Raw genomic sequence first — 24,055 nt, forward strand, 5'->3', positions numbered from 1 at the left:
GCGAGCGTCATTGCTGCAAGTGCCCAGATTGAACCTGACTTTTTTTCGGTGACTGGTCCATTACGCCTTTCTTAGCCAGATACATTTCAATCAACGTTAAAGCACCCTTGTAGTTTATCCATTAATACAACAAGTTGCTTCGCTTCAGTTTTCGACATGCCATCTAGTTTGCATAGCATTTGCGCAGGCACATCAAGCGCTTTCAGCTTGGCGTTTTCACCTGCTTTCGACAGCACTACGCGGCGTACACGCTTATCATGTTCATCTTTAACCACACTCAATAATTCTTTTTGTTCTAGCTTTTTAAGGATCAGTGTCATAGCGCCGCCGTCTATCACGGTTTTATCGAGTAGCTCGGCAATGGTCACATTAGACTGTTCCCACAAAGCCATCATCACAACGTACTGTGGATAGGTAATATCAAGGCTTTTCAGTAGGGGACGATAGGCGCGAGTAAATGCATTAGATAGCGTATAAAAACGATGGCACAACTGACTTTCTAACTTAAGTGTGTCGGGCCCAAGCGCTTCCGATGAAAGTGCTTCTGATGAGAGCGCTTCAGCCCCTAAATCGCCGTGCATATATTCATCAAGCCTAGCTTTGTCAGACATGCGTGCTCCAGAAAGGATGTAGAGAGTAAAAAGATTATGATTAATATTTTGCATGCAAAAGACTTGATCTACAAGCCGCATTAGTGTTAATTTATTTTGCATGCAAAATAAATTGCATTTCTCATTCATCACTTATGTTCAATTGAATACTTAATTTGAGCAAGACCAAAGAGGATTTATACAATGCACACACTTCAACAGGTGGTTTATACCGGCACAGCAACGGCAACAGGCGGTCGTGAAGGTACAGCAAAATCAAGCGACGGAAGCTTAGACGTTACTCTTTCAACACCAAAAGCACTAGGTGGCGCGGGTGGCAGTGGCACTAACCCAGAGCAAATGTTTGCAGCTGGCTATTCAGCATGTTTCATTGGTGCGCTCAAGCATGTCGCTGCGGCTGAAAAAGTTAAACTGGGCAGCGATATTAGTGTAACTGGCGATGTATCAATTGGACCTATCGAAGTCGGTTTTGCTATTGCAGTAAAATTAAGTGTCGACTTGGGCGATATGGAGAAATCTGTAGCAGAGAGCCTAGTGGCAAAAGCGCACCAAGTATGCCCATACTCTAATGCCACTCGTGGCAATATTGATGTGCAAATTTCAGTAGCGTAAAACGCCTACTATTCGCTTTTTCCTGACCTCCTCCCTCACTAAATAATCACACTGCAATATACAGGTGGGGAAGGAGGTAAACGACAATTTAACTTTTGGTGTTGTAGCTTGTCGTTTTGGACTTAAGCATTAGGCTACTTCTTTGTTATTATGATTAAGACAGAAAAAATAACAGGAAGTATTATGAAGAATATAGGCTGGGTAGCCATTTGTGCGCCAATGTTGTTTGCGTGTAGCGAACAACCCTCACAAGAAATTACAACACCATCAACGGTTTCTGATAGCGCGGATAGCAAAATTGCTGCCGAGAGCGCAGTATCTAAAGTAGATGTGATCAGTGAAATAGAAGCGGGTAAAGATTACCACTCATTCGCCAACCCATCCGAAGTACGGGTAACCCACTTAGATTTAGACCTAACGGCAGATTTTGAAACGTCAAAATTATCCGGCAGTGCTACATTAACCGTTGAGCGCAGTGCGCCTAACTTCAATACGGTTGTTCTTGATACCCGTGCACTGGATATTACATCGGTAACCGTTAACGATGAAGCCGTGCCTTTTGATATGGGCGACGCCGATCCTGAACTTGGCACGCCACTTTCTGTTGAATTGCCTGAAGGTGCAGACAAGCTAACGATTGCTTATTCTACCTCGCCTGAAGCGTCGGGTGTACAGTGGTTAACCCCAGCGCAGACCGCTGGAAAGCAACATCCTTTCTTATTTACCCAAGCCCAAGCTATGCATGCGAGAAGCTTTATTCCACTGCAAGACTCTCCACAAGTTCGGGTAACCTACACGGCCACTATTCATACACCTGAAGCTTTATTGGCAGTGATGAGTGCTTCTAACGATCCTACTACGGCTCGTGATGGTGAGTACTCGTTTACTATGCCGCAGCCTGTACCGTCTTACTTAATTGCATTGGCAATTGGTGATTTGAAATTTAAGCCAATGGGCGAGCGCACGGGCGTTTATGCTGAACCTAGTGTGTTAGATGCCGCGGCGAAAGAGTTTGAAGATACCGAGGCCATGTTAGAAGTTACAGAAAAAACCTATGGTCCGTATCAATGGGATCGTTACGATTTACTGATTTTACCGCCTTCTTTCCCGTTTGGTGGTATGGAAAACCCACGCTTATCGTTTATTACGCCTACCGTTATCGCTGGCGATAAAAGCTTAGTGTCACTAATTGCGCATGAATTAGCGCACAGCTGGTCAGGTAATACGGTGACCAATGCCACGTGGCGTGACCTGTGGTTAAACGAAGGTTTCACCACCTATTTAACCTACCGTATTATGGAAATGATATACGGCCACGAGCGATTTAAAAAAGAAGCGGTGTTGGGGTACCAAGATTTACAAAACGACATACAAGCCCTAAACGAAGAAGATGAAATTTTAGCAATCGATCTTCGCGGAAGAAATCCAGACGATGTTTTCTCTAATATTCCTTACGAGAAAGGCGCGCTCTTTTTACGTGAAATTGAAAACAAAATTGGCCGTAAGAATTTCGATGCTTTTTTAATGCAGTACTTTGAAGATTTTGCGTTTAAGAGCATCACCACTGATACGTTTTTGGCCTATTTGGATGAAACCTTATTGGCACAATACCCAGATAAGTTGAGCAAAGCACGTATCGATACGTGGGTATTCGAGCCTGGAATTCCTGAAGGGGCACCTGTGCCAGTGTCTGATGCCTTCGATAAAATCGATACCACTCGCAGTGCCTGGTTAGCCGGTGAAGTCGAAGCGGTAAATATAGATACCGAGCTATGGACTGTGCACGAATGGTTATACTTCTTAAACAATATGCCAAATGAACTATCAGCGCAGCAATTAGCTGAATTAGATGCGGCGTTCTCGTTAACCACCACGCAAAATAACGAAATAGCCCATAGTTGGTTGATGATAGCGGTGGCAAATGAATACAAACCGGCCTACGACAGATTGTACGAGTACCTTGTTAAGATTGGTCGTAACAAGTTAGTTAAACCGCTGTATCGCGAGTTATCGAAAACCCCAGAAGGCAAAGCATTTGCTAAACGTGCGTTTGAAGAAGCAAAACCGGGTTATCATCCTTTAACCATAAGAGCCAATGAAGGCTTTGTGGAGTAAAAGCGATCTTTACAAGTCTTAAGGCGTAGAACTAATTAGGTAGCATCGGTAGCACTAGCGGGATTGTTAGCGCTACTGATGACTCATATTACCAATGTAATTGGTTCATGTAGCTAATACGCAATTAAGGAGACTGTATGTATACGCAAAAACTACAACCTGATTCTTCATTTCCCGATGTGCAAGTAACGCTGAGCACGGGTGAGGCTGTTTCATTAAGCAACAAACGTGAAGGCTGTGATTGGAAAATGGTGGTCGTTTATCGTGGCAAGCACTGTCCAATCTGCACCAAATACTTAAACGCGCTTGAAGACTACAAAGGGCGTTTGTTAGCGCTAGGCGTTGATCTAATCGCGGTATCTGCTGATAGTCAATCTCAGTTGAAAGAGCACCTTGAAGACCTATCAATTACGTTCCCTATTGCTTCGGGCTTAAGTGAAGAAGATATGAAGGGGCTAGGTTTATACATCTCGGTGCCTCGCAGCGAAAAGGAAACCGACCACAATTTCGCTGAACCTGCCTTGTTTATTTTAAATCAAGACAACACAATTCAAATCAGTGAGTTGGCGAATGCACCTTTTGTACGCCCTGATTTAGAACAGCTGGTTTCAGGTTTGGAATTTATTCGCGATCCAGAAAATGATTACCCCATTCGCGGCACCTTTAGCGGATAGCCTTGATGGATAGCGTTAATGAATAGCTTTGACGGCGACTAAAATTGCTGTTTGAGTAATTCTTTTAGAACCCAAAAGCCCGCTAAGCGGGCTTTTTTATGCTTATCACAACTACGTGTTATAAATGTAAGAAAAAGCTGGGAACACCCACACTCTTTAGGTGCTGTCAGGGCGTGTAAAATCAATTGCCATGGCGGCAGTTTTTTCTTGAAACTCGTCGATAGTGTGACTTGGTAATTGCACATCAACAGTTACGTGCTGTGCATAGCTACAATTCACTACCTTGCCCGAAAATTGTTCGCATAAATGGCGGATAAATTGCTCGTGCTTAAAGTCTATATCAATAGAGACATCATAAAGACGCACTTCTTCCCGCGTTGGCAATTGTTCCATCGCTTGCTGCGCCGAGGCTGAGTAAGCTCGCACTAAACCACCAGCGCCCAACTTAATACCACCAAAGTAGCGGGTAACAATCACCATGACATCGCCTACACCTTTGTGCTGGAGAACGTTCAGGATAGGTTTTCCGGCCGTGCCACTTGGTTCGCCATCGTCAGCCATTGCTGCGCTGGATGGGGAATGAGGATTGCCAAGTAAATACGCCCAGCAATGATGACGAGCATCTGGGTATTGTTGCTTTACATTTGCTAGATGTGCCATAGCGGCTTCGCGGCTATCGGCGAAAGCGGCGAAGGCAATAAACTTGCTTTTTTTAATCTCGTACAGAGTTTCAATCTGTTGAGCGGGGACGGGATACGACATCACGCCATTGTACCTGAGTTTCGCTTTAGGCTAAATACAGGGACAACAGCGTTTTGTGTTTTACTACTTTATTAGAAATGACTCTGTATTAACGAAGTATGCCTGAAACCGTTTCCGATACGTTTGTCGCACCTTTAAGGATTTCATCCATCACGCCTTGTACTTGGGTGATTTGCTGACTGTTTAGGTCAACATTGTCTTTCACAGTCGCCATCTTGCTTGTCGATTTATTCGCAAGCTTACGGTTTTCTGCTACAACTGATTCAATTTCTACTGTTGAATCACTAGTACGCTGTGCAAGTTGACGAACTTCATCCGCAACCACGGCGAAACCACGACCTTGTTCTCCAGCTCTGGCCGCTTCAATAGCAGCATTCAGTGCCAGTAGGTTGGTTTGATCGGCAATTCCGCTAATAGTGGTTACAATAGTTTCAATTTTAAGCGATTGCTCACTAAGTTCATGCATAAGTTTGTTGGTTTGGTCAACTTCATCAAGTGCCACTTGGAATACATCAATACTACGTTGTAGCGATGACGCACCGTCTGCGGCAATTTGTGATGTTTCTTCTGCAGTAGATACAGCAAGCTCGGCGGCTTGTGAAATAGCATGCTTTTCTTGAACTTGCGCTGTTACATCAGACGCAAACTTTATAACTTTAACCACTTTACCCGTACCGTCGAACACAGGGTTGTACGTAGCTTCAAGCCATAACGTTTCTCTATCAGCATTGATTCGTTCAAAGGTTCCCGAAGAAAATTGGCCGTTTGCTAAGGACTGCCAAAACTGAGGGTTATTCTGATAGAAATCGTCTTTACAGAACATGCGGTGGTGCTTGCCTTTAATTTCATCAAGGCTGTACTTAACGGTCGCAGTAAAGTTTTCGTTCGCAGTAACAATGGTGCCATCAGGTTCAAACTCGATAACCGCCATCGACTTATTCAGAGCGTCGGTAATTGCTTTACCAGAGAAAACAGCGTTTTCTTGTTCGGTAACATCATGATAAATAGCATGAATTTCAGAGTTGCTGCCGTTGAGTACATTAACGTAGTTCGCTTTTAGCCACTTTGTCTCGCCTGTCTCTGCTTTCATCGCAATGGTATTCGTGTAAGATCCACCGTTTGATAATGACTGCCAAAATAGACGGTAATCGTTGTCGTTTTGAACACCAGGGACACGAAGATCTTTGTGATTGAATGAATAATCACCTGACGATGGGCGCGCGAGTATTTGTAGGAACTGAGAAGATGCGTATAGACAATCTCCTCTATCCGAATACACTGCGTAAGCAAGGTTATCTTTCAATGCATTTAGCGTCGCCGCTAAGCTGTTATTCTCGTCCGTGAGTGAGGAAACTTCCTTATTATATCGTGAACTGGATACAAACAGGACGGCTCCGTTAACTTCTAATAAAGTAGAAGAAGTATAGAACGGTTAATTTTAAAGCGCGTTTAGACAATAGATGCAATTGGTGCATTTTTAGGTATGTCATTTCATAACTAAATGTTCACGATTACTATTTTTTCATACTTGAACGCTTTTTTACTCTATTTTTACTAGTATTTCAGAGTCAATTTACATGAAAGTTCTTCACACCTCAGATTGGCATTTAGGTCAAAGTTTCTTTACCAAAAGCCGTAAAAATGAACATGAGCAATTTTTTAAATGGCTGCTTGAGGTGGTTGAGCAAGAAAGTATAGATGCTGTTGTCGTGGCCGGTGATATTTTTGATACCGGCACTCCACCGAGTTACGCGCGGGAGCTTTATCATCAACTAGTGGGTAACTTTCAGGGAATGGGGTGCACCTTAGTAGTACTAGCCGGCAATCATGACTCGGTGTCGGTATTAAATGAAAGTAGGGAATTACTGTCTTATTTAAACTGTCACGTTATTGCTAGCACTTACGGCAATGCTGAATCGCAAGTCTTACCTTTGCGTACCCGAGATGGCGACATAGGCGTAATACTGTGCGCGGTACCTTTTATTCGTGCTCGGGACGTTTTAAAAAGCGAAGCTGGAAAATCGGCGATTGAAAAACGTCAGGCGCTGGGTGAAGCCATTAAGCAGCACTACGCCAACCTTTATCAGATTGCGCTAGATAAACGCAAGGAATTGCATGTAGAAGTGCCAATTATTGCCACCGGACACTTAACTGCGTTAGGGGTAAGCCAGAGTGAAAGTGTGCGCGACATTTATATAGGTACGCTAGAAGGCTTTTCAGCTGATGGGTTTCCTCCTGCGGATTATATTGCCCTTGGGCACATTCACCGACCGCAAAAAGTGGCAGGGTGCGATCATATTCGATATTCCGGCTCGCCTATTCCCTTAAGTTTCGATGAACTGAAATCACAAAAGCAGGTATTAATAGCCACGTTCGAAAACAAATCACTAGTGCAGGTAGAAAGTAAGCCTATTCCTCGTTTTCAACCGATGGCAGTTTTACGAGGCAACTTAGAAGACATTGAGCTTGCCTTACAGCAAAATGAGGCGGTGAAAAGCGCAAGCACAGAACACCCAGCGTGGCTGTGTATTGAAGTAGAAACTCAAGATTACTTAACCGACCTGCAACAGCGCATTCAAGCGCTAATCGACGATAAACCTGCCGAAATTTTGCAATTAAAACGAATGCGCAAACAAAGAGCCAGCGTCATTTCAGCAGAAGAAAACGTTAACTTAAGCGAGTTGTCTGTGCATGAGGTGTTTGATGCTAGATTGTCACTGGAAGCGTTTGAGTCGGACGAAGACCAACAACGCAAGCAGCGCGTTCAAACCTTATTCGAGCAGGTAGTAGACGATGTGCAATTGTCACATGAGGGCACCGAAGCGGCAGATGGTGCCAATGCTACCGATGTGAACAGCGCTATTGATGAAAAGCAAAATAACGCACCTGTTAATAACGCACCTGTTAATAAAGCACCTGTTAATACCTCACCCGCAAGTGAGGGTAACCTATGAAAATTCTTACCCTTAGGCTCAAAAATTTAAATGCATTAAAAGGGGAGTGGAAGATAGACTTCACCCAGTCTCCTTTCATCGACAACGGTTTGTTTGCCATTACCGGCCCAACAGGGGCAGGAAAAACTACATTGCTTGATGCTATTTGTTTAGCGCTTTATCACCAAACGCCGCGCTTGGGCACTATTTCGGCGACCTCAAACGATATTATGACGCGCGGTACGTCAGAGTGCTTGGCGGAAGTTGAATTCGATATAAAGGGTAAAGCGTATCGGGCATTTTGGAGTATGCGGCGCGCAAGAGGAAAAGCTGACGGCAATTTACAATCTGCTGATGTGGAATTAGCGGAAGTAGAATCTGGCAAAGTGTTAGCTACCCAAGTGAGGCCAAAGAGTGAAGAGATAGAGCGCCTGACTGGGCTTAACTTTGCGCGCTTTACAAAGTCGATGATGCTCTCCCAAGGCGACTTTGCTGCCTTTTTAAATGCCAACGAAGGTGACAGAGCTGAATTATTAGAAGAGCTTACTGGTACAGAAATTTATGGCCAGTTATCTCAAGCGATTCATGAAAAATACAAGGCAGCAGAAACCACAAAACGGGAATTCAAACTAAAACTGGAAGGCGTAGCATTACTCAGTGAAGCGCAGCATAGCGAACTTAGTACTCAGCTGAACCAATTTAAAACCCAGCTACTTACTGTAAATACCGAGATTGTTTCGCTACGAGAACAGTTGCAATGGCAACAGGCGTGTGAGCAAAATCAACAAGAGCTTACTAAGGCGAACGCGGCATTAGTTGAAGCAAATAACGTGTATGAACAGGCAAAGGGCGAACTAGCGCTATTAGTTGCTGGTGAGCCTGCGGAATTGCTTCGCTTGCCACATTCCGCGCTTAGTCAGCTATGTGAGGATGTGCAGCGCATTGCCAACAATCTCAGCCTGAAACAAGAGCAATTGCCAGATTTAGAAAGCCAGCAACAAAAGCGACAGGCGGAATGTGAAAGCAGTGAGACGGACTTTACCAACGCGAAAGCCCATCAACAGCGTTTTGAAACCCTGATTAACGAACAAATCATTCCACTTGATAGTGAAATCAATAAGCTTACCAACCGCATTGAGACAAACCAACAGACGTTAGCTGATGCGAAAATAAAGCAGGGCAAAGCGCAAGAAAACCATCAAACATACTCTGATGAACTTGAAGGTAAAAAGCGCACGCTGGATGAGTTAACCACCTACCTTAATGTTCATGCGGCAAATGGTAAGATGGCAGGCGAAATCAGTGGCTGGAAAGAAAAAGCGGCACGATTTAGCGATGACGAAAGTACTCTAGCGGAAATAACCAAGAAAATAACCGCAACGCAGCAGCTTAAAGACAGTGCCGTGGCCGATTTAGCTGAGAAACAACACGCCAAAACTAATGTGGTGGCGTTACATCAACAAAGCGCAGATAACGTTTCACTGTGTGAATCTAGCCTCAATCAACTCCTTAGTAATGGTGATACAGCCAGCGTGAATGCAGATATCACAGTACTTAATAATAACTGGCCAGTTCTTGCGTCGTGCGAACAATGGCAGCGGCTTTATATCAATCATAAAAATAGCCATGCTGAAAAGGCGCAAAGACTAACGTCATTGTTATCCAATATAGAAACCCTTAAACAAGAGCGGGCAGAGTTAGCGGCAAGTTACAAAGCCACGCAAAGCCATTTAAAAGACGTTGAGTCGTTAATTAAGTTAGATGCCGAGCTTGCGCATTTACGCCAAACGCTTTCACAAGGTGAGGCATGCCCTTTGTGCGGCGCCACTGAGCACGATGCTTCTTTGATGAATATTGATGTGCCTGAAACCATTGCCAAGCGCGACGAACTAACCCGCTCACTTGAAAATATAGAGAAACTAGGTACGCAAAAGCGAGAGCAAATCATTACCGCCGAGTTCGAAAAACAGCAGTGCGAGAAGGTGATCGCAGAAGCACTCGCAGCCTTTTCTCAACTTGAAGCCGACTGGCAAGGGGCTATGTCGTCTTTAAATGCTAGCGTTGTTATTTCAGATGTTGAGTCTTTTCACCAGCTTCAGCTGAACTGCAAAGCACGTCAATCTCGCTTAAACGCCCAGTTTAGCAATATACACGCTAGCGAGGAAAAATTAGCCGAAGCCAAAAATAAGACGCTTTTGCATCAACAGCAAATAGAATCAATAAACAGTGAGATGGCGCTTTTAACGGCAAAAGTCTCGCAACTAGAAGGGCAACTAAACGACTTCCACACGACTAAATCTAGTATTGAGAGCGCACTTGCCCATAATCGCAGCACGCTTATTAATGAGATTGAAAGCGTGGGTTTAACACCAGATGCCAATATCACTGAATGGCTTGCTCAGAAACACAAGGATGTGGAAGCGTTTCAAGAGAAAACTCATCTGCACAGTACCTTGTCTCACGAGTTAACAGCCCTTAAAGATAAATTGGTAGAGCAAAGTGAAATTAAAGCGGCTGCAGATAAAGAAGCCCAATTATACACTACACGTATTCAAGAAATTGAAGCCCAGCGTGAAGCGCAACGTGCTAAACGTCATGATTTGTTCCCCCAAGGGGATATTGGCGCTGCTAGACGTGAAATTCAGCACACCCTATCGGTAAAAGAGCGGCGCTATAAAGAATGTGACACTGCTCTTCGTGAGGCGCAGCGAGCATTAGAAAATGCTAACGCCCAACTAAAAATACTCACTGCAGAGTTAGAAGAAAAACAACAAGCCAAAGAAGCAAAGCAAGTCGAATTCGATTCCGCATTAAGCCAAAGCCCGTTTGCTGATGAAGCCGAATTTTTAAGTGCATTATTGCCCTATGAGGAACGCCAGCGTTTACTTCAAAGGAAGCAATTAATTGAACGTGAGCAGCAGAATGCGCAGTTGTTATTAAATACCGCCACGCAAAAGCACAACACTTTATTAGCTCATGAGCACGCCACGAAATGGCAACAATCGACTGCAGAAGCGACACAGGCAAGTTTGAATGAGAAAGATGATGAAAAAGATCGGTTACTGGCACAACAAGGGCAACTATCTCAACAGTTAGAGAGTAATAGGCAGGCGATTGAAAAACAGCAAAGCTTAATCAATGAAATGCGTGAGTTGGAAACATCGTATGATGATATTGCTTATTTGCACTCTCTTATTGGCTCAGCCAGCGGCGATAAATTTAGACGATTTGCACAAGGCTTAACGCTAGATAATTTAGTTCGTTTAGCCAATCAACAACTCGATAGGTTGCACGGGCGTTACCAGCTTACCCGCAACACAAAAGACAGTTTAGGTTTGAGTGTATTAGACACGTGGCAGGGCGATGTGGTGCGCGATACTAAAACTCTATCGGGAGGCGAAAGCTTTCTGGTGAGTTTAGCGTTAGCGCTGGCCTTGTCTGATTTAGTGAGTTTTAAAACGAGTATAGATTCTCTTTTCCTCGATGAGGGTTTTGGTACGCTAGATGCCGAAACTTTAGATGTTGCTTTAGACGCATTAGATAACCTAAACGCTAGCGGTAAAATGATTGGTGTTATTAGCCACATAGAAGCGATGAAAGAACGTATTCCTACCCAGCTTAAAGTAATAAAACGAAATGGCGTTGGGTTAAGTGCGCTGGAAAAATGTTACTCAGCGACAGAAAATTGACGGATATTTGGCAGGTTTAGTTTTTTGAAGCTACACTAAAAATAGCCTTTAATGAACTATCGCATACAACACGGCGGTTTTAGGGGTGATGCCGACTAATCTGTGTTGTAATTTCAACGGCGCATATTGTTTAGTCAGGGTGAAGTTTATAAGGTAATTCCACGCAAATTGGATCTTGCATCAGTACAGATTGTTGGGGGCGAGTAACCTTCCATGTGCAACCTGAATGCAAGATGGTCAGTAAAGTTACTGATTGCTGCTTTGTATGTTTTAATATGTGAGAGTGTGTACGCCTCGTGTGTCATTACCTCCCCATTAAACAGCAAAGTGGGTACACCTATTCCCATGGTGAAAGGCGAGCAGCGTTTAACGCTACATTGTGATTTAGCGCAACCGCATATTTTCCATTTTCCCCGCAACTTCGTAAATAAAGCCATGCTGTATCGGTTAGAGGCTGATGTTTCTATAACAGGCGCCTTCGAAACCCAGAGTTCAGCAGCACCTACTTTAACGCTACCAATTGAGCTACCTAGCGCGCGGCATGCCTATATGCTTCCCACTGGCGCAGCGTCTTACTACTTAGATATAGAAGCCCAGTACGGTAGGGCACTGTACCCGAGTCTATCCTCAGTACCTGAGTTCTACGCATTTAATACTATTCATACCTTAACACTGAGTGCATTTGCTGGCTTCTGCTTTGCGCTGGCTATTTATGTTGGGGTGTTAGGCAATAGCATGCGAAGTTTTGGGTTCTATTCTTACAGTTTATACGTGGCAAGTGCAGCCACCTTTTTCTTGTTGCAGGAAGGGATAATTTACACATTATTGCCCAATGTGCCGTTTCTAAATAGCGTACAGTTAAGCGTGCTTTTTGCCGGGCTGACCATCTTTGCTTCTTTACGCTTTTTAGATCAATTACTCGATTTTAAAGCGTTGTTAAAAAAGTGGCAAAGAAGCGCACTACACTATTTATCGCTAATAATATTAGCTTTGGTGAGCGTGCAAATAGTGTTAAGTAGTGACGTGGGCATGATGGTAAACATAGTCATGTCGAAACTAACCTTGGTTATCATGGTCGGTATTTTATTAGCAATACTTTATGCGGCGTATCATAAAGTACACTGCGCAAAATTAGTACTGCTGGGTGTCTCGACAATTATACTTGCCATGCTAGCCAGGTTCTATTTGAAAGACTTCAGCCCGTTCCTTCAGCGCTACGGGCTTATTATCGCGGTGACAATAGAGGCGTTAATTTTTGCGTTTGCTGCAGCGCAAAAAGTGAAGAAGCTTGATAATGACAGGATGGCAGCATTTAAGCGTGCCGCTACCGATCCGCTTTGTCATATTCTCAACCGTGACGGTTGGGAGGGGGCCGCAAAAGTACTCTTAGATGACTTCAATCGTCAAGGCGGTTACATCACTTTAATGTTTATCGATGTAGATAACTTCAAGCGAATTAATGACTCTTTTGGGCATCAATCAGGCGATGATGTACTGCGCATCTTGGCGAAAATTCTTAAACGTCAATGTCGAGAACAAGATGTGGTAGGTAGGTTAGGCGGTGATGAGTTTGTGGTGCTAAGTTATTGCCACAGCCGTAGTCAATCTGAACGGTTGGTGGGGCGAATAAAAGCGCGCTTAAGTAACCTAACTATTCAAACGCCTAATGCTCAAATTCCGGTTACGGCGAGTGTAGGCGCAGTGGTAACTGATACGTCGTGCAAGAACTTAGATGCCTTGCTCCAAGAGGCGGATCTCCTGATGTATGAACAAAAGAAAGCGCGCCACACTGAAGTATCACAACCCATCTAATACCATCCAATATAAATAGGGCGCTGACTCAATGATACTGGCTTAATGAGCTCTTGCTAATTGAACCGGCCTATTGAACTGGTTTATTGAACTGGCTTAGTCAAGTAATACAATGGTGTTTCACATTGGGCTTATACATCTTTAAGCATTTTCGCTAACATCAAAAGCGGTAACCCAACAATTGAATGTCTTTTGCGAAGTGGTTATCCACTAAGCGCTTCAGTTCGTCCGTGTAATACGCTTGATAGCTGCCTCTATCTGTCGCTTTACGTTTATGGGGAAGTGTTGACGGGGGAATAGACAAGTGCGAACAGATAGCATCAAAATCTTCCTGTAAATTTTCGTAGTGACCAATAAAATCAGTCAGCAAATTTCCATGTAAATCCACAAGGTAATCGCTTTGCAATTGCAGTGATGTGTCTATGTGGTATTGATATGGACGCTCAGGGTTGAATTTCCATCGCATAAAGCGCTCGAAGGTATCATGACCTTCCATCACCTGAGGTCGTTCGCGTTTAATGTGATGATAGGAGCTTACCTGCAAGTCCCAGGGGTTTCTCACCACCGAAAACTTGTACAACCCATTAAAGTATTCTTCGGGGAGCATTTCTTTTGCCGCAATAATGCGAGAATGCCGGGGAAAGCGGCTACCAATCTTATGCCCACAAAACTGACTCATTTTATTACTGATAAACTGTGCTACGGCATAGCGGTGTCCCCAGCGGTACTGTGACAGCGCCTCACGAATACTTGTACCACCAGTTTTAGCAATGTGTACAAAGAGAAACTGTTTACTATGGGAAAGTAACACCGGATAGGTTCCTTGTTGAAGCTGATTTTAGGTATCAATACAGTGTGGCGGTCAATTGTGACAATCATATGGATATTTGAGTCATACCTAGTAGTGAATAAACGCTACTAAGTGATGAAAATGGATGGCTTTTGCTTTTTGTTGGTTGAGAGTAAAGCTATGATAAAATACCGTTAAATGAAGCTTCAACAAGTTAAATGCGGCGCAGAATATTCGCCATGCAAATGGCTTCAATCAGTACACCCTAGTACCACTGATGACAGCACAAAAATGGAAATTAAGAGTAAATGGTAGAGCAGAGTTATTATATTGGTGTGGATGGCGGCGGTACTCACTGCAGAGTGCAGTTAGAGGATGAGCACGGTAACGTATTAAGCTACGCCGACGCTGGTTCTGCCAATATTATGACCAATGCTGCTGCCGCAATGCAGTCAATTATCGATGCTAGTGAAAAAGCGATTAGCGCAATAAAGCCCATTAGCGCAGTAGATAAGTCAATTAGCGAAGTAGATAAGCCCATTAGCGCAATAGATAAGCCCAGTAGCGCGACAAATAAACCTACCAACCCAGCAATCAAGCTCAATCAAATACACCTTGCCGCAGGGCTTGCTGGTGCAAATATTCCCAGCGCATTAAATCAGTTTTTAAGTTTACACCACCCCTTCAAAAGCGTAACCGTCATCAGTGATTTACATGCCGCCTGCCTTGGCGCTCATAACGGCTATGCCGGTGCATTAATTATTTGCGGCACTGGATCGGCGGCTACAGTTTTTACTGGCACTGGCACCAGTACTAATTCGCACAATTTTAAAGACAAGGGCGGTTACGGGCTTCCAATTAGCGACAATGCTAGTGGCGGTTGGTTAGGCCTTGAGGCGGTTAAACACAGCTTGTTGGTGTTTGATGAACTTATTCCTCATAGTCTCTTGTTTGCATCTATTTGCGATAATTTAGCCGTATCAAACCCACAACAGTTGGTCACAAAAGTGGCGGGGTTTAAAGGAAGAGAGTTTGGTGCATTGGCCCCCAGTGTGGTGGCAGCCTATAAAAAAGGTTGCGCCGCAGCCGGGGCACTTATTCAACAAGGGGCTAGCTACCTCAACGATGTTGGTCAAACACTTACCTGCAAGGCACCTAGTGAAAAAACATTCACCAATAATCAGGATTTGCCCCTTTGCTTAGTCGGTGGGCTAAGTCATGTGTATCAGCCGTTATTAAGTGCTGATCTTCAAACTAGGCTTATTGAACCCAAATCGTCACCTCAAGCAGCGGTTATTCAATACGCAAAACAACAGGTAGCACTGGCTTAATGCAAACAATTACCTCAGACAAAGTACTGACACCCGCAGGCATTCAGTTTAATAAAACCCTATGTATAGAACAGGGCGTGATCCAACGCATTCAAGATGCCACAAAGGAAGAGCTTGCAGAAAAGTACGCAGGTACGCTTATTCCTGGGTATATAGACACACAGGTAAATGGTGGCGGGGGGATACTGTTTAATCATACGCCCACGTACGATGCACTAAAAACCATGGCGAATGCGCATTTGCAGTTCGGCACTACCAGTATGTTGCCTACACTCATTACCGATAATGTGACCACTATGGCTAACGCCGCCGATGCGGTAAGTGAAGCCATTGCCAATAATCATCCAAATATTGAAGGTATTCATTATGAGGGGCCTTTTTTAAGTACTGCGAAAAAAGGCGTGCATGAAGAAAGCTTTATTCGTACGCCACATGATAGTGAGCTGGCGACCTTGTGCAGAAAGGATATTGGCAAGGTACTGTTAACGGTGGCCCCTGAAAGTGTGAGCCCCAGTTTTATTAAAGAAATGGTGGCAGAAGGGGTAGTGGTTGCATTAGGGCACACCAATGCTAGCTTTGAACAAGTAAGCGATGCACTTAACGCTGGGGCGAGTGGTTTCACCCATTTGTATAATGCAATGTCAGCGTTTACCTCTCGGGCGCCAGGTGCTGTGGGCGCAGCATTGTTGTTTGATAGTGCGTATTGTGGGTTAATTGTGGATCACCATCACGTACACCCTAAAAGTGCTGAGTTGGCCATAAAGGTTAAAGGTAAAGAAAAGATAATGTTGGTGACCGATGCCATGGCGCATGTGGGGAGCAACCTAGACACGCTGGCTTTTTTCAAGACAGAAATTAAGCGCAGTGGCAGTAAACTCACCACCCCTGATGGCACATTGGCCGGTTCATGCTTAGATATGCATGGGGCTGTGGCAAATACTTGTCATGATTTAGGCGTAAGCTTAACCCAAGCAAGCGCAATGGCAAGTAGTACGCCTGCAACCTTCATGGGAATGCAGCATAAACTAGGCAGTCTCGCAGCAGGGCAGTATGCTAATGTGTTATTAGTGGATGATAATATAAAGTTAGCCAATATTTGGGTAAAAGGAAGGCTTCAATAACCCAAGCTTCAAGCGTATATTACCCTAAAGTGCTGTGGATCAGCGTTCTGAGACTGCCTTCTCGGTGATTCAAAAATATTGAATTTTCTGGAGCGTAACATGACCTACCGCGTTGCAATTGCCATATCAGGCGCCGTTTCTTTGGGCTCTTATGAAGCGGGTACGCTTTATGAAATTATTAAAGCGCTAAAAGAACATAACGAAAACCCTGCCAACCCAAAAATTGAAATAGATGTGCTTACTGGCGCTAGTGCTGGTGGCATGACCGCCGCAATGATAGCGCAGAAACTCTTATATGATGGCGACGCCTTATCGGGCGAAAATACCAATGTGGGTTACGAAGCATGGGTGAAGTCGGTTGATATAAACGGGTTATTAACGCCTTTACCCGGCGACAATGCCAAAAACTCACTGCTCTCGAATGGCTTTGTAAAAACCATTGCTGATAAGCTGATTAATAGCCGGTACGTAGAATCATCAGTACCTAACTCTCCACCAGCACAAGCAGAAACACCGCTAGTTCAAACGCCCCACATTGCCAGCGCTACCTCTATCAGGTTAGGGCTGGCCATGTCTAACCTCAATGGCGTCGATTATGAAGTAGATACGTTTGCTTATTTAACGGAAACCTTGGGGCAAGGAAAGTTCACCCAAACGCGCCATCAAGACCGGTATACCGCTACGCTGGACAACACAACCGATAACCAGGCTATTTGGAACGAGATTAGTTCCGCGGCACGAGGATGTGGTGCCTTCCCAGTAGCGTTCTCGCCGGTGTCACTCTCCCGAAGTTGGCTACATGGCGATTACAGCGGTCGAGGCGCTGTAAAATTTGAAGACAGTACCTTTAGCTTTATGGATGGTGGGGCGTTTAATAATTACCCTTTAGGTATGGCTGTATCATTGGCTGAACAAAACGATACAAACTATACCGATTATGAAAACCGCTTTTACTTTTACATTTCACCCAACCCTAGGGAGAGTGCTGCCAATCCAGAATTTGATGCAACAACAGCATCCTTTGCACAAAGTGCCAAGCAAATGCTCAATAGCGTGTACCTTCAAAGCGGGTTTCAAGAATGGTTATTGCAAGAGCAAGACAATGAAAAGGTGCTTAGGCTAGATCATCAAGCCGACACCTTACGAGAAAAACTGTATAGCGCGACCAGCGAAGAGGTGTTCGCAGAGCAAGCCATTATAGATTCAATGATCGCCGTGGTGTATGGTGGAAATACTGTTGAATATGCCGCCGATATTGCCCGGCTCGCTACTCAATATCGTGTTGATGTTGCAGAAAAACCACTTCCACCAAGTCACTTTAAGCTATGGGTAGACACCATTGCGTTGTTAGAGCATGCCGCGGGGTTAGGCCCAACCAATTTAAAAACCATTTATACCATTACCGCCAAAAAAGACGAGCTTAGTGGTGAGTTGCTAGGTGCATTTTTAGGCTTCTTTGATGAACGCTTTCGCCAATATGATTACGAGCGGGGCAGGTTAAATGCCATGCTGACCATTAATGGTATTTTAGATAAGCAGCGCGATGAAGGCGTAATTCAAAAACAATTACCACTGAACATTGAAAAGCGTGATCATCACAGTATTCAGCAGTTTTTAGATTCATCGCATTTAAATCATGCGTCTATGGCTGATGTGAAATACGAAAATAGAGAGCTGGCGTACAAGCGAGTTAAAGCGCGCTTTTTTGCATTTACGAAAGACGCCGGTATAGCAAGTATTGCCCGATTTTTCGCATGGAATTGTATTGTTAGAAAAACAGTAAAAAAGGTGTTGGTGTTGTAGTGTTTAAAGCCTCCCATATTAAAAAGTCCCCTATATTAAAAAGCCCAGCAAGGTAAATTTACCATGCTGGGCTTTAGCAATAACATTGGCTACTTTAAAGGCTACTTTAAAGGCTACTTGCCTTCGCTATGCGCCAAGAACTCTTCGTAGTTACCTTCAAAGTGGTTAAGCTTGTTATCTTTTATTTCGATAATCTGCGTGGCCAGTGATGACACAAACTCGCGGTCGTGACTTACAAAAATAACCGTGCCGTCGAATTTATAAAGGCCATTGTTCAGCGCTTCAATAGATTCCATATCTAAGTGGTTGGTAGGCTCGTCCATTACCAATACGTTGATGTCTTGTAGCATCAGCTTACCGAACAACAAGCGGTTCTTCTCACCACCAGAACATACTGCAACTTTCTTGTTAAAGTCGTCTGAGCTAAACAATAAGCGGCCTAACATGCCACGAACTTGCAAGTCGTCATGCTTAGGCAAGCGCCACTGGCTCATCCAATCAAACAAGCTTAAATCGCAGTCAAAATCTTTGGTGCTATCTTGTGGAATATAACCAATAGCGGCATTTTCAGCCCACTTTATCGTACCGTGCTCAGGTGATAATTCATCAACTAAACATTTTAAGAGGGTAGTTTTACCCGCGCCGTTTTCACCAATGATAGCAAGGCGAGAGCCTGCTTCTAACAATAAGTTAGCGTTGTTAAATAACGGAAGGTCTGGGTAGCCATGACCTACATCTTCTAGCGTAATGGCTAAGCGATGCAGTTTCTTGTGCTGTTCAAACACAATATAAGGCTTGCGGCGGCTAGAAGATTTAACTTCAGCTAGCTCAATTTTTTCCAAGCGCTTAGCACGAGAGGTCGCCTGCTTCGCTTTAGAGGCGTTAGCAGAGAAACGCGCTACGAAGCCTTGAAGTTCTTCAATTTCAGCAGATTTCTTTGCGTTCTCATTAAGTAACTGCTCTTGAACCAACATTGATGCTTCAATGAACGCATCATAGTTGCCTGGATAAACACGTAATTCGCCGTAATCGATATCAGCCATGTGAGTACATACTGAGTTTAAGAAGTGGCGGTCATGCGAGATAATCAGCATGGTGGATTTACGTTTATTTAGCTCATCGGCTAACCACGTAATGGTGTAAATATCCAAGTTGTTGGTCGGTTCGTCGAGAAGCAAAATGTCTGGGTCGGCAAACAAAGCTTGGGCCAATAAAACACGTACTTTTTTACCTGGCGCCACTTCTTTCATTAAACCAAAATGGTAGTGTTCTTCAATACCTGCTGCGTTCAGGATGTCGCCAGCGCGGGCTTCTGCGGTGTAGCCATCCATTTCAGCAAATTGGGTTTCTAAGTCGGCCACGCGCATGCCGTCTTCTTCACTCATATCTAGCTTGCTGTATATTTCGTCACGCTCTTTTTTGACTTCCCACAATTCACGGTCGCCCATAATAACGGCATCAACTACGCTGAATTCTTCGAAGGCGAATTGGTCTTGGCTTAAGATACCGAGTTTGGTACCTGGCGCCATAGACACGTTACCGGCACTTGGCGTTAACTTACCGCTCAAAATTTTCATGAAGGTAGACTTGCCGCAACCGTTTGCGCCAATAAGGCCATAGCGGTTGCCGTTACCAAATTTGGCAGAGATATTTTCAAACAAGGGTGCAGAACCAAACTGCATGGTGATATTGGCGGTGGTAATCAAAACAGGTATCCAGCGGGTAAATCAGAAGAAAAGATAGCTTGGTAGTTAACGCAAAAAAATGCGTTTTGTACGAGTAAGCTTTGGGCGCGCACTATAAGGAATAACGGCCGCTGTGTCGAGGAAATTTTGAGCTATTGGCTGTATCTTCACAAATTTGTAGTGAATCAATAAGCAATTAAAGCGGGACGCAACAGAGATATCAATGGCTCGTGCCCTTATAATCTTTTGGGAGTAGGTTGCGTGTATTGTCGATACTATGAAACTTTAGAAAAATTGCTACGGCGTATGACTTAGCGAAAAGGGGGTAATATGACTTACCCCCTAACGCTAAGGATACTAAGAATGCTAAGAATGTATTTTAGCCAAAAATAACCTCAGGCTAAAACGCATGTGGACTCACTTTGTATTAATTGTCGTCTACTTCCACATAAATGTCTTCGCGTTCAACATCAACCGTGGGTTCGGGTTGTTTTACCGCTACTTCAGGATCATCCTGTTTAACATCAACCGCTGGTTTCCCCGATTTCACGTTTACTTTAGGCTTTGCCTGCGAAACCGTAACTTCCGGTTCTGGCTGTTGAATAGAGATATCAGGATCGTTTGTGGTAATCGATACCTCAGGTTTAGGTTGTGTCACCGTAATTTGAGCCGGTTTTTGATTGATGGTAACTATTGCCGGTTTCTGAGTTACAGAAACTTTATCACCCTTTCGTTCAGTAGATTTGGTTTGGCTTTCTGTCATATAAGCTTGTAGCTCATCTTTATCTAGTTCGCCGTTTTTGTTCACATCGTACTGCTGGATTACGGCGTCATAGTTTGTCTTTTGCTTTTCAGCAGAAGCCATCTCTTGAGCAAAAATTGAAGGTGACGTAGCTACTAGCGTGAGTGCTAGAGCGGTATTTAATTTATTGAATTTCATAATATATGTCCTCTTAAGCTGTAAAAGTTGTCTTTAAATAAGCTATTAAATTATTCACCGCTTAAAAAGTCTTCAATGGTTTGGCCTTTTTGTTGGATAGAAACAAACTGACTATCTGAATATTCAGGCAACTGCTCTACCTTCTTTTCAGAACTCCATACAATTTCATCATTTTCCAGAGATACTTCACTCAACGGGAGCACGCTTTTACGAGAGCCTACGCCCATTACACCGCCGCTTTCCACTACCAGTGCCAGCTCTTCGTTTTGGTTACTTTTAACCACCTCTTCTATAGAACCGACTTCTTCGCCATTGGGCCCAACAATGTCTTTGTCTTCTAGCTCTTGAACAGTTAAATGCTTGACATAAGCGGCATCACTGTCTTTGCGAATATCGCCGTTTTCGTCCCGTCTAACGATATTTATTTCAGGCTCACTTTTCTCTATGACTATTTCTGGTTCTGCTTGGTTTACGGTCACTTGTGGTTCAGCGGTTTCCACGCTAACTTGCGGCTCAGCCTGAACTACTTCAACTTCAGGCTGTTGCTGTTGAATTCGAATTTCAGGGTCTTGGTATTCTACATCGACCTTCGCTTGGCCTACCGCAACATCGACTTCTGGATCTTTTTGATTTACGTCTACAGATGGCGCTGGTTGAGTAACTTCAACATCAGTCTTACCCTTCACAACTTCTATTTCGGAATTTGTAGCCTCGTTATATTCCTGAGCAGATACGTAAAATGCGCTACCACCTAGGGTTAACGCAATAACACTGGCGATTACAGTAGGCTTTGAAAAAATTGACTGTCTATTTCGATTGTTCATTAGATTGTTCCTTCTGATGTTAAATTTAACTACCTTTAAAATCTTGTCTACATCGTTAAGACAAATTAGATGAAGCAACCTAGTTAAAGCAACTTGCATACCTAGGGAAACTGCGAATAAGTCCTGCAATTTAGTTCTTGAACCAGCCTTTGCATTCGCCGTCTAATTTTTGAACGCTAAATTCTCAATTTTGGCCAATATACTGCCGTTTTAGGCCGGATTTCGACCTAATTCCGGGCTATTCCCGGATTTCAGACAGATCTTGGCTGTCGTCGTAACATCTGGTCTACTTTAAACAGGTTCGCCAAGGTGAATAGCATGGCTAACTGTGAGTCATTTTTTGTCAGCCCTTTATAGCGTGCTTTGATAAAGCCGAACTGACATTTGATGATGCGAAACGGGTGTTCAACTTTTGCTCGGATGCTGGCTTTTAAATATTCGATGTTGATGGCAGTTTTGTTTTTGCGGGGATGCTTTTTCAGTGCCCGAACCTTTCCGGGACGCTCAGCAATCAGCCATTCCACATCCTTTTCTTTAAGTTCTTCACGCTTCTCTGCGCCTTGATATCCAGCATCGCCAGAGATGAATTCCTCATCGCCATGCAACAGGTTCTTCATCTGATTCAGGTCATGTTCGTTGGCGGCAGTGGTCACCAGCGTATGCGTCAGGCCACTCTTGGCATCCACTCCTATATGGGCTTTCATGCCGAAGTGCCATTCATTACCTTTTTTGGTCTGGTGCATATCCGGGTCACGCTCATTCTTTTTATTCTTGGTGGAGCTGGGAGCTTCAATAATCGTCGCATCCACCAGTGTACCCTGCGTCATCATCACACCGCACTCCGACAGCCATTGGTTGACCGTTTTGAATAATTGGCGAGTCAGCTTGTGCTTTTCCAGCAAGTGACGGAAGTTCATAATGGTGGTGCGGTCAGGAATGGCTTTATCCAGTGACAGTTGCGCAAACTGACGCATCGAAGCAATTTCATATAACGCATCTTCCATCGCTTCATCACCGAGGCTATACCATTGCTGCATACAGTGAATGCGAAACATGGTCTCAAGCGCATATGGACGTCTGCCATTGCCTGCTTTAGGATAAAAGGGTTCAATCACTTCCAGCAATTGAGACCACGGCAGCAGGTTATCCATTCTGGATAAGAATATCTCTTTACGGGTCTGACGGCGCTTGCTGGAAAACTCGCTATCGGCAAAAGTTAACTGTTGGCTCATGGGCGGTAATGGCTGTGATTTACTATGCAGCTATGATCTCACATCGGGGACTTATTCGCATCTTCCCTAGTAATAGACCTTCTTTGGATGAAGACCAAAAGAAAAAAGTTGCTTCAACATACGATGATATTAAAGGTGCTATTAGTAATAACAGTTCTAATCAAGATAGAGCAACAGACGCGTTTGATAAACTTTCACCGGGTGATGAAGAAAAAGGGCGCCAATATCGCGCTAAGTTTTCATCATATTTAGATGAATCTGATCAAGAAGAAATTACCCCTGAGAAACTTCAGGAAGATATGAATGCTATTTTTGATAACCCCAAAAATGCGCAGCGCATCATTTCAAACAGAGCATCTAAATTAGATAGAAATACATTAAAAGCGCTTATTGAAAGCCACCCTAAAATGGACTCATCAAAAACTGAAAAGCTACTAAGTACTTACGACAAAGTAGTGGCTAAATTTCAAAGTAATGAAGATTCATACGAAGAACAGGTTGATAATCTTCCTGCTAAGCGTAGCCAGTTAGAGCAGCGTATTCAAAAGTGGTTCGATAGCTTAGATAGACCTGAACTTGCGTATCGCAATTTGAAATCTGACTTCATGGATATGCTGGACAATCCAACTGATGCGCCAGAAATCGCACTTAGCAGAATGAAGAAGATGGATGAGAGATCGCTTCGCGCATTGTTGACCAACAATGACCGCTTATCGAATGAAGACATTGACGAGTATATTGCTAAGTACAATGAGGCACGCGAAGAGCTGATTACTAAGTTGGAATCGATGAAAGATGAAATCGATAGCCGTGTAACACAAATGAAGGACATGGCATTGCGTGAAACGGAAGCGGTTAGAGCAACTGCAGCATCGGCAGCGTGGTGGTTATTTGCAAGTGCATTAGTGTCACTCGCATCTGCAACAGTAGCAGGCGCTATTGCAACGAACCTCATCTAATACGTCACTAACCTAGTACGAATAAAGCGTTTACCGAAAGGTAAACGCTTTTTTTTTACTTTGTATTAGACAATTACTTAGAGCTTCGCATGCTTTAAGTCTACTTAGAGCCTACTTATAGCATTATATGGCATTAATACCTTTCACGATATTTTCACTTAA

General features: G+C 43.9%; 18 protein-coding genes. 10 read left to right on the forward strand and 8 right to left on the reverse strand.

What is annotated here, in order from left to right:
- Positions 1-86: 86 nt before the first annotated feature.
- Complete coding sequence (locus AAC006_RS04225) at positions 87-611, reverse strand: MarR family transcriptional regulator (protein WP_244361033.1); 525 nt, start codon at positions 609-611, stop codon at positions 87-89.
- A gap of 183 nt (positions 612-794) precedes the next feature.
- On the opposite strand from AAC006_RS04225, the gene AAC006_RS04230 reads away from it, so the two are divergent.
- The 3 genes from AAC006_RS04230 (at position 795) to AAC006_RS04240 (ending at position 4,012) form a co-directional block, all read left to right on the forward strand.
- On the forward strand, positions 795-1,223 hold the full coding sequence (locus AAC006_RS04230) for an organic hydroperoxide resistance protein (protein WP_013785297.1): 429 nt from the start codon (positions 795-797) through the stop codon (positions 1,221-1,223).
- A 183-nt stretch (positions 1,224-1,406) separates the two neighbouring features.
- On the forward strand, positions 1,407-3,338 hold the full coding sequence (locus AAC006_RS04235) for a M1 family metallopeptidase (protein ID WP_013785296.1): 1,932 nt from the start codon (positions 1,407-1,409) through the stop codon (positions 3,336-3,338).
- Positions 3,339-3,475: 137 nt separating this feature from the next.
- Positions 3,476-4,012 (forward strand): peroxiredoxin-like family protein, encoded by a 537-nt coding sequence (locus AAC006_RS04240; RefSeq protein WP_013785295.1) that lies wholly within the window; start codon positions 3,476-3,478, stop codon positions 4,010-4,012.
- Positions 4,013-4,168: 156 nt separating this feature from the next.
- Here AAC006_RS04240 and AAC006_RS04245 read toward each other — a convergent pair whose 3' ends face one another.
- The gene (locus AAC006_RS04245) at positions 4,169-4,774 is read right to left on the reverse strand and encodes a YigZ family protein (protein ID WP_013785294.1); all 606 of its coding nucleotides are present in this window, start codon (positions 4,772-4,774) and stop codon (positions 4,169-4,171) included.
- A gap of 88 nt (positions 4,775-4,862) precedes the next feature.
- Entirely contained in the window at positions 4,863-6,077 is a 1,215-nt protein-coding gene (locus AAC006_RS04250; RefSeq protein WP_013785293.1) for a PAS domain-containing methyl-accepting chemotaxis protein, read from the reverse strand.
- Positions 6,078-6,351: 274 nt separating this feature from the next.
- On the opposite strand from AAC006_RS04250, the gene sbcD reads away from it, so the two are divergent.
- The 3 genes from sbcD (at position 6,352) to AAC006_RS04265 (ending at position 13,208) form a co-directional block, all read left to right on the forward strand.
- On the forward strand, positions 6,352-7,728 hold the full coding sequence (gene sbcD, locus AAC006_RS04255) for an exonuclease subunit SbcD (protein WP_339890733.1): 1,377 nt from the start codon (positions 6,352-6,354) through the stop codon (positions 7,726-7,728).
- Entirely contained in the window at positions 7,725-11,396 is a 3,672-nt protein-coding gene (locus tag AAC006_RS04260; protein WP_339890734.1) for an AAA family ATPase, read from the forward strand. Before sbcD ends, AAC006_RS04260 begins: the two co-directional genes overlap by 4 nt.
- 285 nt (positions 11,397-11,681) lie before the next feature.
- Positions 11,682-13,208, forward strand: coding sequence for a diguanylate cyclase (locus AAC006_RS04265; protein WP_339350638.1), 1,527 nt, complete (start codon positions 11,682-11,684; stop codon positions 13,206-13,208).
- Between the two features lie 160 nt (positions 13,209-13,368).
- Here AAC006_RS04265 and AAC006_RS04270 read toward each other — a convergent pair whose 3' ends face one another.
- Complete coding sequence (locus AAC006_RS04270; RefSeq protein ID WP_208806242.1) at positions 13,369-14,019, reverse strand: sulfotransferase family 2 domain-containing protein; 651 nt, start codon at positions 14,017-14,019, stop codon at positions 13,369-13,371.
- Between the two features lie 287 nt (positions 14,020-14,306).
- On the opposite strand from AAC006_RS04270, the gene AAC006_RS04275 reads away from it, so the two are divergent.
- The 3 genes from AAC006_RS04275 to AAC006_RS04285 all read left to right on the forward strand — a co-directional run bounded on the left by AAC006_RS04275 (position 14,307) and on the right by AAC006_RS04285 (position 18,253).
- A complete protein-coding gene (locus AAC006_RS04275; RefSeq protein WP_013785288.1) occupies positions 14,307-15,329 on the forward strand; it encodes a BadF/BadG/BcrA/BcrD ATPase family protein in 1,023 nt (340 codons plus the stop codon).
- The gene (gene nagA / locus AAC006_RS04280; RefSeq protein ID WP_013785287.1) at positions 15,329-16,450 is read left to right on the forward strand and encodes an N-acetylglucosamine-6-phosphate deacetylase; all 1,122 of its coding nucleotides are present in this window, start codon (positions 15,329-15,331) and stop codon (positions 16,448-16,450) included. The genes AAC006_RS04275 and nagA overlap by 1 nt, the downstream gene beginning before the upstream one ends.
- A gap of 99 nt (positions 16,451-16,549) precedes the next feature.
- Positions 16,550-18,253: a patatin-like phospholipase family protein gene (locus tag AAC006_RS04285; protein WP_339890735.1), complete on the forward strand. Its 1,704-nt coding sequence runs from the start codon at positions 16,550-16,552 to the stop codon at positions 18,251-18,253.
- Positions 18,254-18,366: 113 nt separating this feature from the next.
- Here AAC006_RS04285 and AAC006_RS04290 read toward each other — a convergent pair whose 3' ends face one another.
- From AAC006_RS04290 to AAC006_RS04305, 4 genes are all read right to left on the reverse strand, one after another.
- Positions 18,367-19,959 (reverse strand): ABC-F family ATPase, encoded by a 1,593-nt coding sequence (locus AAC006_RS04290; RefSeq protein ID WP_126873633.1) that lies wholly within the window; start codon positions 19,957-19,959, stop codon positions 18,367-18,369.
- A 406-nt stretch (positions 19,960-20,365) separates the two neighbouring features.
- On the reverse strand, positions 20,366-20,878 hold the full coding sequence (locus AAC006_RS04295) for an EF-hand domain-containing protein (protein WP_126873631.1): 513 nt from the start codon (positions 20,876-20,878) through the stop codon (positions 20,366-20,368).
- A 50-nt stretch (positions 20,879-20,928) separates the two neighbouring features.
- Positions 20,929-21,702 (reverse strand): PRC-barrel domain-containing protein, encoded by a 774-nt coding sequence (locus AAC006_RS04300; RefSeq protein WP_185864194.1) that lies wholly within the window; start codon positions 21,700-21,702, stop codon positions 20,929-20,931.
- A gap of 251 nt (positions 21,703-21,953) precedes the next feature.
- A complete protein-coding gene (locus AAC006_RS04305) occupies positions 21,954-22,934 on the reverse strand; it encodes an IS5 family transposase (RefSeq protein ID WP_012518120.1) in 981 nt (326 codons plus the stop codon).
- An 8-nt stretch (positions 22,935-22,942) separates the two neighbouring features.
- On the opposite strand from AAC006_RS04305, the gene AAC006_RS04310 reads away from it, so the two are divergent.
- Positions 22,943-23,893 carry a hypothetical protein gene (locus AAC006_RS04310; protein ID WP_339890737.1) on the forward strand — a complete coding sequence of 317 codons (951 nt, stop codon included), beginning with the start codon at positions 22,943-22,945 and terminating at the stop codon, positions 23,891-23,893.
- Positions 23,894-24,055: the final 162 nt, after the last annotated feature.

The sequence above is a fragment of the uncultured Alteromonas sp. genome (assembly GCF_963976965.1).
Classification (GTDB): domain Bacteria; phylum Pseudomonadota; class Gammaproteobacteria; order Enterobacterales; family Alteromonadaceae; genus Alteromonas; species Alteromonas naphthalenivorans.

Coding starts and splice junctions, on each gene's coding strand:
- AAC006_RS04225 (WP_244361033.1), bottom strand. CDS start 611: ATGTCTGACAAAGCTAGGCTTGATGAATATATGCACGGCGATTTAGGG.
- AAC006_RS04230 (WP_013785297.1), top strand. CDS start 795: ATGCACACACTTCAACAGGTGGTTTATACCGGCACAGCAACGGCAACA.
- AAC006_RS04235 (WP_013785296.1), top strand. CDS start 1,407: ATGAAGAATATAGGCTGGGTAGCCATTTGTGCGCCAATGTTGTTTGCG.
- AAC006_RS04240 (WP_013785295.1), top strand. CDS start 3,476: ATGTATACGCAAAAACTACAACCTGATTCTTCATTTCCCGATGTGCAA.
- AAC006_RS04245 (WP_013785294.1), bottom strand. CDS start 4,774: ATGTCGTATCCCGTCCCCGCTCAACAGATTGAAACTCTGTACGAGATT.
- sbcD (WP_339890733.1), top strand. CDS start 6,352: ATGAAAGTTCTTCACACCTCAGATTGGCATTTAGGTCAAAGTTTCTTT.
- AAC006_RS04260 (WP_339890734.1), top strand. CDS start 7,725: ATGAAAATTCTTACCCTTAGGCTCAAAAATTTAAATGCATTAAAAGGG.
- AAC006_RS04275 (WP_013785288.1), top strand. CDS start 14,307: ATGGTAGAGCAGAGTTATTATATTGGTGTGGATGGCGGCGGTACTCAC.
- nagA (WP_013785287.1), top strand. CDS start 15,329: ATGCAAACAATTACCTCAGACAAAGTACTGACACCCGCAGGCATTCAG.
- AAC006_RS04285 (WP_339890735.1), top strand. CDS start 16,550: ATGACCTACCGCGTTGCAATTGCCATATCAGGCGCCGTTTCTTTGGGC.
- AAC006_RS04295 (WP_126873631.1), bottom strand. CDS start 20,878: ATGAAATTCAATAAATTAAATACCGCTCTAGCACTCACGCTAGTAGCT.
- AAC006_RS04300 (WP_185864194.1), bottom strand. CDS start 21,702: ATGAACAATCGAAATAGACAGTCAATTTTTTCAAAGCCTACTGTAATC.
- AAC006_RS04305 (WP_012518120.1), bottom strand. CDS start 22,934: ATGAGCCAACAGTTAACTTTTGCCGATAGCGAGTTTTCCAGCAAGCGC.
- AAC006_RS04310 (WP_339890737.1), top strand. CDS start 22,943: ATGGCTGTGATTTACTATGCAGCTATGATCTCACATCGGGGACTTATT.